The 13,550-nt window shown below is 69.0% G+C and carries 8 protein-coding genes; all 8 read right to left on the bottom strand.

Going from position 1 to position 13,550, the window contains the following annotated elements:
* Nucleotides 1–1,067: HAD-IIIA family hydrolase (locus ACTHJJ_RS09910; protein ID WP_440302776.1), on the bottom strand; the 1,067-nt coding region annotated here is incomplete at its 3' end.
* Nucleotides 1,068–1,416: 349 nt separating this feature from the next.
* Nucleotides 1,417–2,556 carry a hypothetical protein gene (locus tag ACTHJJ_RS09915; protein ID WP_440302777.1) on the bottom strand — a complete coding sequence of 380 codons (1,140 nt, stop codon included), beginning with the start codon at nucleotides 2,554–2,556 and terminating at the stop codon, nucleotides 1,417–1,419.
* 86 nt (nucleotides 2,557–2,642) lie between these two features.
* The gene (locus ACTHJJ_RS09920; protein ID WP_440302778.1) at nucleotides 2,643–4,493 is read right to left on the bottom strand and encodes a hypothetical protein; all 1,851 of its coding nucleotides are present in this window, start codon (nucleotides 4,491–4,493) and stop codon (nucleotides 2,643–2,645) included.
* Nucleotides 4,490–6,118 carry a Wzz/FepE/Etk N-terminal domain-containing protein gene (locus ACTHJJ_RS09925; protein ID WP_440302779.1) on the bottom strand — a complete coding sequence of 543 codons (1,629 nt, stop codon included), beginning with the start codon at nucleotides 6,116–6,118 and terminating at the stop codon, nucleotides 4,490–4,492. Before ACTHJJ_RS09925 ends, ACTHJJ_RS09920 begins: the two co-directional genes overlap by 4 nt.
* The gene (locus ACTHJJ_RS09930; protein ID WP_440302780.1) at nucleotides 6,115–8,205 is read right to left on the bottom strand and encodes an alginate lyase family protein; all 2,091 of its coding nucleotides are present in this window, start codon (nucleotides 8,203–8,205) and stop codon (nucleotides 6,115–6,117) included. The genes ACTHJJ_RS09925 and ACTHJJ_RS09930 overlap by 4 nt, the downstream gene beginning before the upstream one ends.
* On the bottom strand, nucleotides 8,202–10,466 hold the full coding sequence (locus tag ACTHJJ_RS09935; protein ID WP_440302781.1) for a bi-domain-containing oxidoreductase: 2,265 nt from the start codon (nucleotides 10,464–10,466) through the stop codon (nucleotides 8,202–8,204). Before ACTHJJ_RS09935 ends, ACTHJJ_RS09930 begins: the two co-directional genes overlap by 4 nt.
* A gap of 40 nt (nucleotides 10,467–10,506) precedes the next feature.
* On the bottom strand, nucleotides 10,507–12,420 hold the full coding sequence (gene asnB, locus ACTHJJ_RS09940; protein WP_440302782.1) for an asparagine synthase (glutamine-hydrolyzing): 1,914 nt from the start codon (nucleotides 12,418–12,420) through the stop codon (nucleotides 10,507–10,509).
* The coding region (locus tag ACTHJJ_RS09945) for a glycosyltransferase family 4 protein (RefSeq protein WP_440302783.1) at nucleotides 12,420–13,550 on the bottom strand (1,131 nt) is incomplete at its 5' end. The genes ACTHJJ_RS09945 and asnB, both read right to left, overlap by 1 nt.

Below are 13,550 nucleotides of genomic sequence, written 5' to 3' on the forward strand. Positions count from 1 at the left end.
TGGATCGAGACGGTGGCCAGGTCACGGGCCGGCGAACCCGAGAAACCGGTGAGGGCAATGGTCTCGACCCCGTGGGCCGCGCACCACTCCAGCGCACGGACGATGTTCGGCGAACGGCCAGACGAGGACACGGCCACGAGCACGTCACCGGGACGAGCCTGCGACTCCAGTTGGAAGTCGAAGACGTACTCGTAACCGTTGTCGTTGGCGATCGCGCTGACAATCTCCATGTTGGCGCTCAGGCTCTGGACGTGGGTCAGGAGCCCGGTGCCGATCCGCACACCCTTGACGTGGTCACACTGGAAGTGGTTCGCGATGGACGCCGACCCGCCGTTTCCGCAGGTGAACACGGTGGCGCCGCGCTCGTAGGCGGCATCGAGGAGCCGCGCGGCCGCCTCGACCTGCCCCTGATCGACGGAGGCCAGGGCGAGCGCCAGCTCGCTCGCGTAGTCCGAGGCGAAGGGCCCGGCGTAGGGATACTGGCTCAGCGGGAAGGCGCACCCGGTCGAAGGCGACGATGGCTGCGTCGTGGTCGGTGGCAGCTGCTCGGCCAGGATGGCATCGACCGCTGCCGCGAGATCCGGCACGACGGTGACATCCGGGTCCGCGGGCCTCGTACCGCTCGTGATGAGGAACGGGCGCGCCCCCACGGACCTCGCTAGGCCGACGTCGGCGTCCTGATCGCCGATCACCCACGATCTGGACAGGTCGAGGTCGAGCGCGGCAGCCGCGGCGACGGCCATGCCCGGAAGCGGTTTGCGATCGGAGCTGGCCCTCGCAAACGGCGCCACGACTCCGTCGGGGTGGTACGGGCAGAAGTACCACGCGTCCACATGAGCGCCCCGCGACGCCATCTCGGCGGACATGTGCTTGTGCACCAGATCCACGTCGGCGAGCTCATAGAAACCGCGGGCGACACCCGCCTGGTTGGTCACCACGGCGACCGGGAGGCCGGCGGCATTGAGCCGCGCGATCGCCGCGATGGCACCGTCCAGGAACTCGACGTCTTCGACGGCTCCGACATAACCGCTGTCGGCGATGATCGTGCCGTCACGGTCCAGTAGCACGCCCCGCCTCGCCACTGCCGTCAACTCTCTCGCCGCCGGAGGCTGCGACTGCCGCCCGGGCCAGCTGGAAGCTGACACCGCGCTCCCGCCGTCCACTCCACCACAAGACAACTCATGCCCGGTCCTTCCCCCTCAGGGCTGTCAGGTCCGTTGCCTCCCCCGAGGCCGGTTCGCGCAGAGCGCCACCGTGGACTGACACGACAATGGTAGGTAGGGCCACTGCTCCGAGGAGGCGTTTTGGGCAAGTCCCGCCGCCCTCTTCAACCCTCAGAATCCGCGGAAGCACTTGCACGAGTGGGATATTCGGGACATCCCGACCGTGCTGGCCATTGCACGCATCAGCGACACCTCACCGCGTGCCTCGAGGGGCGGCGACAAGGAGCGATGCGGCGACCACAAGATCCAGCAGGTAGGGCGAGGCGTCGCCAAGGCCCGTCTCCGTGACGGAGGCGACCACGCAGTAGACGATCAGGAAGAGCGCCACGGCTCGGCGGGGGCCCCGGACGTGAGTCAGCGCCATGACGAAGAGGATCAGGAGGAAACTCACCTGGATGGCCACTCCCACCCATCCGAGGTCCAGATAGGTGGCCACCCAACCGCTGTCGACGGGCAGGCCGTCGAAGGACTTGTTGGAGAGCCCGTGGCCGAAGAGCTCGGTGAAGAAGGGGCGACTCGACTCGGAGACTGCGGACCAGACCTTGGTGCGTCCGGTCAGCTGGGCAGCGTCCTGGGCGGATTGGCCACGCGACAGCCAGTCCCCGATCTGGCGGGCAAAGAGGGTCGCTCCGGCGAGACCGACAGCCAGGGCCATGACTGTTGCCCGGCGCACCCGCGCGTGTCCCAGGAAGAGGCTGGCACTGGCGAGAGCCATACCGACGACGAGCCCGAGCAATGCCGTCCGGGTGTGCGTGGCAAGCAGGATCACCGCAGTCACGACGACGGACAGAACCGCGTGGCGCCCTGTGATGACCCTGCACATCCACAGGATCGCCGAAGTGCCGAGAAGGACGGCGCTGTAGTGGGCGACCTGGGTCGGAGGGACCGGCCAGAGGGTGCCACCGAGTCGCCCCTCGGCGGCGAATGCCTTGCCGGGTGCGACGGCGGCTCCGAGCACGACGGAGGCGAGGATCGCCCACTGGCACAGACGATGGATGCGGAGCAGAACGAGGTCGTGACGGCCCCACCAGGGCGTGAGGAGCCAAAGGCAGATGACGAACCCGGCCAGGCGCACTGCGCGATACGACGACCCGACGGGGAACTGGCTGTGCAGGCTCACGCCGAGGCCGGCAATCGCCATCGAGGAGAGCAGTGCGAGGAACAAGGTTGGGCGGATGACCCTCCTGGGGTTGGCGAGCAGCGCGAGGATGAGCGCGACGAGAAGCGAGCCCTGGGCCGTCGCCTGCGTGACACTCGACGGGAGGGGCAGGAGCGTCGAGCCCCCCGACGGCGTGAGGACATTGAAGAACAGTGCTGCCCACGCCAGCAGCACCAGCTTCGGAACCTTGCCAGCTGTCGTCCGCAGCGGCAACGCACCACCGAACTCGACGCCCCGCTGGCGCGTCTGTAGCCCCAGGGTCACTGCGGCCTCGCTTGCACGGCCTCACCTGCTGACGGCGCGACGAGACCGAGGCTCTCGTCGGTGGAGTCGCAGCCCAACATCATCGCGAAGGGCAAGGCGAGGCCCGCCGCCCGCACCAGTTCGCCTGTCGTCTCGAGCAGCTCAGCCGTGGACCGCCCCGCGCTGACGAGAGGCACCACGCGACGGACCCAGGACGCCAGGTTGTCCACGTCGATCCCTGGATCGACCTCCACGAGTGCGAGGACGACGTCCGCCTCCTCCCATGCCGCCCCCCACTCATCGCCCGAAAGGTCCCTGAACACATGTGACCTCGAGCGAAGCGGCCCCCATGCGAACTCGGGCGCCCCCGTCGGCCGCAGGACTTCTGTCGATTGACCGGTCGAGGAGTGGCGGGATCGTGAGGCACTACTGGCGAGGATCCCAGAGGCGCTGAGATCCACGAGAAACACCCTCAGTCCCCGATCCCGAAGACGAGCCGCCACCTGACCGATGATCTCGCTCGCGGCGGAGGCATTACCGATCGCCGCCAAGGCAACGCTCGCGCGGCCACCCTGCCCGTTGACCGCCTGGGCCCGGTCCAGGCCGGAAGCTCCGAGTGAGTCCGTTCCCCGTTGCTCCCCGGGCTGGATGTCAGGCTGAGAGCGGCCCGCCGAGGGCTGCAGCGCCCCTTCTGCCCGTGACTCCGCCACGCCTGAAAGCGATCCGCGTGGGACAGCGGGTAGCGGCGGTTCCCGACCGGGCCCCGTCGAGCCTGTGCTCGAACCCTTTAGGTCCGTGGGCCGCGGACTTCTCGGTGCGGCCGCCAGGGAGAACACCTCGGTGGCAACGGGCGGTCCCAGCGCCGACTCGAGGCCCAGCACCAACGTCTCGAGGTCTCGGCAACGCAACGGGCCGCGCCGTCGGGGCGACAGCCTCGTCCACGAGGCACCCTCTCGAGGCCCCTGTGACCGGACGCTGAACCTGACGGGTGCAGCGAGGGCCAGACTGACGTCCTGTCGGCGACGCAATCGGTCCGAGACCAACGCCCTGAAGAGCACGAACCCAATGCCGAGGGCTCCGCCTCCGATAAGGCCGGAGGCGCCCGCCAGGGCCAGCGCCCGCTTCACCGATGATCGCTCTGCATGCGGAGGGTCGATCACGTGAGTTGAGTCGATCGCAGCTGCGGTCTGCAGCGTCGCGTCCTCGATCGACTGCTGCATCGCCGTGATCTGCGAGTTCAGCTCGGTGCGTCGAGCAAGGACCTCGAAGGCCTGGCTCTCGAGGGCCCCACCATGTGCAGTCAGCTCGTTGTACTGCGTGGTGAGGCCCTTGACCTGTTGCTCCATGCCGGCGATCCGGGTCCGGTAGCCGGTCACGAGTCCAGACGTCAGGGACTGCAGCTGGCTGGCCCGGAAGGCGAGGTACTCGCTCACGAGCGTCTGCGTGCGGGTCAGCGCCGACCGGTCGTCCGGAGCTGAGACGTTGACGGTGACGATGTGGCCCGTGACGGCCTGGGCGCTCACCAGCGACTCGAACTCCTCAGGCGACATGGCGAGACCGAGGCTGCGCACCGTCCTCTCGGCGACCGCGCGGGTGCTGAGCAGGCTGAGGTCCATCGCGATACCTTCCGGCCCCTCGATGTTCGCAGGGTGCGCCATGAGGAGCGTCACCGTCCCGCTGCTCCCGGGAGGCATCAGGGCAACGCCGCCGACCGCCAGCGCGAAGCCCAGGATGGTCAGGCCCACCCAGGTACGCCGCTGTCGCCGCAGCGCGTTCCGCAGGTAGTGCCATGTACTGAGCAGTGGCCGCGGGGCGCCCGTCAGCTCCGCGTCACCATCGTCGTCGATGGTCCAGCTGAGGTCGATCACTTCTGCCTCCCGCGGAGTGCGGGCGCCGCCAGTTCGCCGGGACGGTGCGAGCCGGTCATCAAGGACGGAAGAGGGGCCACGTTCGCGCGCTGGCTGGGCAGAAGCCGCCCGGTCGTCCGGTCGAGCGGATCGGGGTTCGCGACGATGATCCCGTCGAGTGGATGCCGGGCATCATCGGCAGCCAGCGCCGCCCGCGCGAGGTCATCTGCGCTGGCTGCGCCGGACGAGACCGCGAGCAGCGTCACGACGCCGTCCGCGGCATCCAGGCGGGGCTCTGGCCGCTGACGATCCATCGGGACCAGATGGATCACCAGGTCCCCGGTGAAGTGGACATCCGCATGGCTTTCGATGAAGAGTCCGGGTCGCAGCTGACGGTCCGGCCCGATCCGCGCACAGGCGGCCTGGAGCGCGTTGGCGGACTGGTGTGGCTGGGGCCCGACGACCAGGTGGGTCTCGGCGCCCGTACTCGCCGTGAACGACGCCAGCTGCGGCCCGACGGACAACGCGGGCACATCGTCGGACAGGATCAGAACCACGACGGTGGTGGACCGCGGCGTCTCGCCCGCGAGCAGGCCAGCTCGCCGGAGCCCGTGACGTGGTCCGGCGAGGCTCTCCGACGTCCCCGGAGTGACGAGCCGGACCAGCTGGCGCAGAGTCCACTTCTCGACGCCGTCCGGCCGATAGCCCGCGAGCAAGCTCTCCCATGCTGCGGCCGAACGCGGTGATCTGGTCTGGACGGATGCCACGACGGGGACCCCGATGCTGTCCGCGATCTGGTCCCGGGAGCGGAGCACGCGCTCCTTGCGTCCCCGAATGACCAGGATGGCGGCCAGGGCGATGGCGAGGGTTGCCCCGCCCGCGGCCGAGTACGTGGCCGCGCGGACGGTCATCGGCAGGCTCACGGCGGGCGAAGCCTGCTGCAAGACCGAGGCTGTGCTGTCGCCCGAGCCACCGTCAGCGGCCTGAGCGCCACTGGCGATCTCCTTCTGGACCGCGTCGGCCTGGAGCACCAGGTCTGCCTCGCGAGCCGTCAGCTGGGCGAGTGCTGCTGCGTCCGCCCGACCGGCGGTCTCGGTCGGGCTCTCGGTCTTGAGTCGGTTGGTCGTCTTCGTCAGCTCGGTACGGACAGCCTCCAGGCTGTCCTTGAGGGTCGTCGCACGATCGGCGAGCGCCGTGCGTTGCTCCCTCGTCAGGGTGTTGGCCGCCTCCCGGAGGTACCCGACGTCGGCGCTCGCGACGGCGCCGGCCAGCGCTTCTGCTTCGCCGGGCGAGACCCCGGTGGCCGTAATGGTCAGCACGTCGGGCGTCGGGGCGGCGATGTCCACCCGCTCCGCCACCTGAGCCGCGCTCAGGTGCTGCCCGAGGGATGCCCCTGCCCGTCCGAGCACGGCATCGCTCAGGGCGATCTGGATCTGGGTGTCGATCGTGTGCGAGTCCCCCGATGCGCTGGTCCCGGTGTTCGTGGCCGGGAACAGGACGACGCTCGTGCTTCGGTACTCCGGCGGCAGGCGCCAGGTGACGGCTCCTCCCGCGAGGGCGCCGACAGCCGCCGCCACTGCGATGGCACGGGCGTGCCGCCGAAGAATGGCGGACACGGACCGGAGGTCTACGATCTGTTCGCTCATGGTCCCTCCCCAGGGTGTGGTCTGCGGTGACCGAGGAAGAGCTCGCCGGAGGCGGCCTCCACTGGTGTTCGCGCGCGGGCAGCCGACGCGTCGTCTGCCGGGCAGAGCTGGAGGAGGGTGCGCAGGGTCAGGGTCCCGGTCCAGGTTCCCGTCCCGAGCAGTGTGGTGCTGGGAACACGCTTGCCGAACTCTGGCGAGTACCAGCCGATGATCGGCGTCGTCTCGCCACGGAATGCCGCCCACTCGAGTCCGTCCGGCAGCCGGACGAGAGCATGCTGGACTCCTCTGGGGCACGGCCAGGACAGGTGCGCCACGGTGCCACACAACGTTGCCGACACCTGCGGGCCCAGGTGCCAGGCGAGGCGGGCCGAGTGTGGCCGCGATCCCTGGAGCACGTCCACGACGCTGAGCTCCTCCGCCTCGGCGTCGAGGATCACCTGCCTGCTGTGACGCAGGGCGGGGTCCAGTCGGGCATAGCCGGTGTGGTGTGCCGACCATGCCTGGATGCCCGTCGGATGACCGTTCGTCTGATCGATGACCCCGTCGGTGTGCGTGCTCCAGAGAAACGGCCCCCCTTCAACGGACTGGCTCGTCCCGTCGACCTCCACCGTGTTGTGGGCCCGGGTCGAGCGGAAGTAGCTGCGCCACTCGGGCTCGCCGTGGTAGCAGTACGTCCCCGGGTCGGCGAAGACGTCGACCGAGCCGTGGCGCACCTCCACAGAGAGTGCGTCGGCGTGGCCGTGGGCGGCGATGGACAGGAACCCGTGTGGCCCCCCGTCACAGCGGCACCAGAGCTCCGGTCCGTCGCGGGAGGCCGACCGCAACAGGTGGATGCCTGCATCCGGAAACGTCCTGGGGGCCTCCGTCGCGCGCCCCGAGACCCTCGGCCGCGTGGCAAGGGCGCCGATGAAGTGGCTCGCGATCCTCGGCTCTGTTCGAGGCCACCATGCCATCGCCCCGAAGACGGCAGCGCCGGTTGACAGGAGTGTCGTCCAGGGATCCAGGTCCGGCGGGTCGAGGAGGATCCCTCGCCCCTCGTCGCCGTCGCCCTGTCGCGGAGCGCGTCCGGCTCCGTCGAGGAGGGCCGCGGCTGCATCGAGGGAGCACGCGAGCAGGTAGTCGGTCGACCGGCTCAGCCGGTGCTGGGCGAGGTCGGCCTCGACCAGGGCCAGCAGGCCGAGCTCGGTCACGAACCTGTGATAGTCAGTCGCAAGCTCCCGGTTGACGCCGCTGGGAAAGGTGTTGGCCGCGAGCCCCTGCTCGAGCTCGGCGGCCGCCTCCCTCCGCCATCGTTCGCTCTCCGCATACCAGGGGAATGCGCAGGCCGCGACCAGCCGGCCACAGGCTTCGGCGACGAGGTGGTTGTTGGCAGAGGAGCCGCGGCTGCGGAAGGCGGCCAGATACTCCTGATGCCAGCGGATCTGCCGCAGCGCCGCAGGATTCGCCTCGAAGAGTGCAGGGGCACCAGGCCAGCCGTCCAGCAGGCGACGGACCCACACCCAGCTGGTGAGGCGAATGCCCAGCTCGATGCCGCTGGTCCAGTGCACGCCCGAGAGGAAGGGGTTGAGCGCCCACCAGGAACTGAGCTGTTCCGCGACCGCTTCCGCATACCGGTCGTCCCCGGTGAGGCGCCACGCAGCCGCCAGCAGCGTCAGGTGGTGGTGACGGGAGAGCTCCCACACAGACTTGACGTTCCCCGTCACGTTCTCGTCACGGTGGTCGATGTGGAACGCGTAGAGCGAGGACGGTGCGCTGCGACCCGTGACAGGGTCGAGGAACCAGTCCGGCGAGGCGATGTCGGGCCTTCGTCGACCGAGCACGGTCCACTCCCCGGCGAGCAGGCGATCGGCGGCGGTGATCAGCGCATCTCGGTCGGGCCCGCGGACCTGCGGCTCGCTCCCCTCCGGGAAGGTCGCGACGAAGGTTCGGTTCTGCAGGAGTCCTGGGATCGGCGACTCGGCGTCCCCGATTGTCACCTGCCGGCGGGCCCACGCCAGCTGTCGCGCCCGATCCGTGACTCGGGCGGCTATCTCGCTCGGCGGCATCCGGCGCAGTCGCCGGAAGTACCAGCTCGCGGATCTGCTCATAGGATGACCGGCCGCCCCGATGCGAGGCTGTCGCCGACAGCGATCGTTGCTCGCGTCGTCGAGAGGATCGAACCGAGGTCGATGGGCATCGGGGCGCCTTCCCTGATGGCTACGACGAAGCCTTCGAGCTCGGCACGCTGTCCCTTGTCCGGACCCTTGAGGGACCGCTTGACTGTCTTGCCCGTGGGGTTCCAGACGGTTGCCCTGGTGAAGTTGTCGAGCCGTGCGGTCCGACCGCTCCCAGTGATGTCGAGAGTCTCCTTCGGGAACTTGCGGCTGCCGTCGGTCAGGTAGCTGATCGCTCCGAGGGATCCGTCCGCATACCTCAGGAGAACGTGAAGACCCTGCCCGTTCGAGGTCTCGTGGGCAGTCACGTCGACCGGGAGTGCCCCGGTCCACGCGGTGAGGACGTCGATGAAATGGCCGCCCTCACCAAGGAATCGCGATCCCTCGAGGTCTTCGTTGAGGTACCAGCTCGAAGCGTCGAGGCGGCCGGCGTTGACGAGGTACCGGAGGGTCATCGGTTCTGAGGCAGAGCCGAAGTTCCCTCGTAGCTCTGAGAAGAGGGGCGCGAACCGCCGGTTGAACCCGACCATCACCCGGTCGTTCCCGGTCATCCGCACGGTCTCGGCAATTCGGTCGACCTCACCGTGAGTCAATGCCAGGGGCTTCTCGACGAACACCGCCTTGCCGGCCTGGAGCGCCCGGCAGACGAAGTCGGCGTGCGAGTGGTGCCGAGTCACCACGAAGACGGCGTCGATGGCAGGGTCGCTGAGGATGTCGTCCGGGTCAGTGGTGACACGCTCGAAGCCGAACTTCCGCTGTGCATTGACGGCGGAGAGGGGGCGTGTGGTGGCAACCGATGACAGTTGCACCCTTGGCTCCCGGACCAGATGCGGCAGCAGCATCGACGTGGCATAGCTACCGGCGCCGATGAAGCCCACTCCCAGCGCCTGCTCGGTCCGCGGGTGACGGGCCGGTGCCGATGTCGCCTCGGGCGACCGAGCCCCGACTGCCCTGTCGGACAGCATGGCTCCCGTGTGGCCCTGTGCGAGACGGGCACCGTTCCTCTCGGCGGGGATCGCGCCGTCGGGGTCCGCAGGGAGGTCCCCAGGAAGGTCCGCCGACGGAGGCGGATACTCGAACAGGTATCCCACCCCGTGGAGCCTCCGCTCGCGCAGGCCTCCGTAGATGTCCGGCGCCTCCGAGATGGCAGTGGTGCCGGAGACGAGCGAGGCGACCTCGATGTCGCCGCTGCCAAGCAGGTCGAGGAAACACGTGAGGTTGCGTCGCTCCGTCCAGCGTACGTAGCCCGCGGGGTAGTCGATCCCCTCCAGCTCGTATCTGTCGTCGTACCGACCCGGGCCGTACGACCGCGAAAAGCGGACGTCGATCTCCTTCTCGTAGTAGGCATTCCACGGCAGGTCCAGCCGTGTCTTGCCGATGTCGACCACTCGCGCTCGGTCCCTGGCGAGCCGGGCTGCCAGCTCGACAGGACCGTTCGTGTCCCCGCCCGCGGCGAGGTACACCTGGTCCGCGCCCAGCCCGCCCGACACGGCGCTGAGCGCTTGTTCGACGTGGGCCGTTCCCTCGGGATCTGGCCCGGCGCACGCAACCGCTCCGGCCGCCTCCGCCAACCGACACCGTTCCGGCACGGTGTCGATACCGACGACCCGGACGCCGGAGGCGATGAGGAGGCGGACCGTGAGCTGCCCGACCAGGCCGAGCCCGATCACGCAGGCCACCTCACCGAGCTGCGGCTCCCCCCGACGCACCCCCTGCATCGCGATGGCGCCGACCGTGGCGAACGCCGCGTGCTGAGCAGCCACACCCTGCGGCACGGGCACGCAGAGGTTGATGGGAACCCAGTTCAGCTCCGCATGGAGTGCGAAGTCGTTCCCCGCAGCGGCGACGAGGTCACCCACCGCGAACTCCTCCGCGCCGGCGCCGACTTCGACCACGACGCCGCAGAGCGAGTAGCCCAACGGGGTATAGCTGTCGAGCGTCGAGATGGCCTTCTTGTAAGTGGCGACGGGGCCTTGCTGGGCGACCGAGTCGAGCACCTTCCTCACCTGGTCCGGCCGGGCCCGCGCCTTGCCCAGGAGTGAGAGTCGCGCCTCGGTCACCTTCATCAGCTCCGTGCCCGTGGAGATCAGGGAGTAGAGGGTTCGGACGAGTACGCCCCCGGCCCGGCAGGCCGGCGGTGGTACCTCGAGCACCGCGAGCTCCCCGGTGCGATAGTTCTGTGCAACCTGCTTCATCTGAGATCCCGTCCCCCTGGCGTCTTGGTGCCCTTCCTCATCACGCTGCCGCCACTCCTGCACTCCTGGCGTTGCGGTACCACAGCTCGAGGCTGAGCAGCTGCCAGACCTGCTTGGCCTCGTCGCGGCGTCCGGCGCGATGGTCGTCCACCAGACGACGGAGCGGGTCGTCCAGCAGGAAGCCCGATGCCACGAGCTCACCGCGCAGCAGGACGTCGTCGACGAGCTCCCGCAGGTCCATGGCCACCCATGAGCGCAGGGGGGCACCGAAGCTGGCCTTGGCGCGGTGGGTGATCTCGGGCGGAAGCCACTCCCGGGCGACGTCCCGAAGGGCCGCCTTCTGTTCGCGCCCACGGATCCGCTCCGGGGCCGGCAGCCCGAAGGCGGCACGGAATACGACGGGGTCGACAAACGGAACCCGCACCTCCGTGGAGGCAGCCATGCTGGCCCGGTCGGTATACGTGAGATTGAGGCCTGACATGAACATCCGCGCGTCGGCTAGGCACATCCGGCTGACCACATCGGGGAGCCGGCTGTCCTCGTAGACCAGGCGGTGGTGTTCGATGACCTCGTCGACATGGGGTGCGAGAGCGGGGTCGAGCAGCGCCACGAGCTCGTTCCGGTCGTAGAGCGTGTAGCTCCGACGGAACGCCTCCTCCTCCGGCAGCTCGGCGAAGGTGAGGAACCGTTTGGCCCAGCGCACCGTTCGCAGGCCTCGCCCACCGACCGCGACCGGAAGCGCCCCCACGACGGGCTCGACGAGCCCCGCCCGGATGAGGTGGGGCACTCTGCCGTAACGCGCGGCCAGCAGCATCGCCCGGTGCTTGCGGTATCCGCCGAACAGCTCGTCGGCGCCCATCCCGGAGAGCAGGACCTTGACCCCGGCCTGGCGAGCCGCCTGGCACATGAGCAGGGTGTTGATCGCCGCCGGGTCCCCGATCGGCTCGTCGAGGATGTCGACCATTCGGGGCAGCATCTCGACGACGTCGGGGTGCAGCTCGATCTCGTGCAGCCGCATGCCCAGGCGCTTCGCGACGAGCCTGGCGTATGGCGCATCGTCCGGCATCGCCTCCAGGGCCTGGTCCTCGGGCCGGAACACGATGGTGTAGGCCTCGATCGACGGGTCGAGCCGATGTGCGAGCGCGGTGATGAGGCTCGAGTCGAGCCCACCGCTGAGGAAGCTCGCGACGGGTACGTCGGAGACGAGGTGAGCCTCGACCGACTTCATGAGGACCTCGCGGAGGTCAGCCGGATCGTCGTTCGATGCCCGGTCCGCCTCTGCGGCAGCATCCCAGTACGAGCCAGCCGTCATGGTCCCGTCGCGGTGGTACTGGCGCCAGGTCCCCGGAGGCACCTTCTGCACCCCCCGTACGGCGTCGAACTCCTGAGGGAGCCAGTAGTAGAGAGCCGAGGCCACCATCGCGGCTGGGTTCACCGTCAGCTCGCTACCGACCGCAGCCAGGATCGCCTTGAGCTCGGACGCGAAGATGACGCCGTCTCCGCGAGGCATGGCGTAGAGGGGCTTGATGCCGAACGGGTCGCGGGCCAGCGTGATGCTGCCCGTGTGTTCGTCGTGGATCGCGAAGGCGAACATTCCTCTCAGCCGAGGCAGCGCCGATGCGCCCCACGCCCGCCACGCCTCGAGCAGGACCTCCGTGTCGGATCGGGTGGTGAACCGCACGCCTCGCGACTCGAGGTCCTTACGGACCTCGTGGTGGTTGTAGATCTCGCCGTTGTAGACGATCGTCAAGCCGCCCTTCGCGAAGGGTTGGTCCGCGGCCGCCGACAGGTCGATGATCGACAGCCGGCGGTGTCCCAGGACGACCGCGCTGTCGGGGGCCACGAGCTCCACGACGCCGTTGGCGTCGGGACCGCGGTGGGCCAGCCGGTCGGTCATCACCGTGACGAGGACCTTTCCATCCGGCTGCTGGAAGGCACCGGCGATCCCGCACATCAGCGCGACCTCCCACGTGCCAGGCGGACCGAGGCGACAGCTTGCAACCCCGGCAGTGAACGAGCACGCATCGCGGCGCCCAGCCCGACCAGCTCGTCGAAAACTGCCTGGTAGCCGACCTGCTGGTGAGACCACGCCAGGTGCTGCTCGACTCGCTGCCTGCCGAACCGCGCCATCTCCGACCTGGTCGCAGGGTCGTCCACGAGCTCGACGATGGCGCGGGCGTACTCCTCGATGACATTGGGAGTGACGTAACGAGCCGCCTCCTGCGCGGACACGCGTGTCTCTTTGAGGTCGAAGGCGACGACCGGCAGCCCGAACGCCATGTACTCCATCGTCTTGTTCATGGTCGAGACGTCGTTGAGAGGATTGAGGGGGTCGGGCGAGAGGCCGATATCGGCGGTGGAGAGGACCTCTGCCATCGTCTCGTCGGACACCCGACCGGGCATGTCCACGAAGTCCTGCAGGCCGAGTCGTTCACGTTCGGCGAGCAGATGCGGCCGATGGTCGCCCGTACCCATGAGGGTGAACGAGATGTCCCGACGGCCCATCGAGTTGACGATGATGTCCGCCGCCCCGAGGACGACGTCGACTCCGTCCTGGGGTCCCATGACGCCGAGATAGGCCACCAGGTGGTCGCGGCCCCGACGTAGGGCCGGACTGGGCTCCCGGCGCTTCAACCGGTCCACGTCTGGACCCGTCCGGACCACTGTGACGTGCTCGGGCGCCTTCCCCCCACGGGTGGCGGCGATCTCGGCGTACGAGGCATTGGTGGAGGTGACGCGGTCGGCGGTCCTGAAGGTGGCTCGCTCCAGCAAGAGCAGGGCACGGTGGGGCAGTCGGGAGCCGTTGGGGAATCGCGATCGGTACAGCTCGGGACAGAGATCGTGGTGGTCGAACACGAAGCGGGTGCCGTCGAGACGTCGCATCAACCCTGCCAACGGCCAGAAGATGTCAGGAGGGTTGCAGGCCTGCATCACGTCGAACCTGCCGCGGCGGCGCTCCCTGAGGGCGAGGCGTGCAGTGGCGAGGAACGAGTAGGCGTACTCGAGAACGTAACCCAGCCCCGAGCCACCCGGTGCATAGGGCCGGTACCCCACGATGCGGACCCCGTCGACGTCCTGCTCGGG

It is taken from the genome of Intrasporangium sp., assembly GCF_051961875.1.
In the GTDB taxonomy this organism is placed as follows: Bacteria; Actinomycetota; Actinomycetes; order Actinomycetales; family Dermatophilaceae; genus Intrasporangium_A.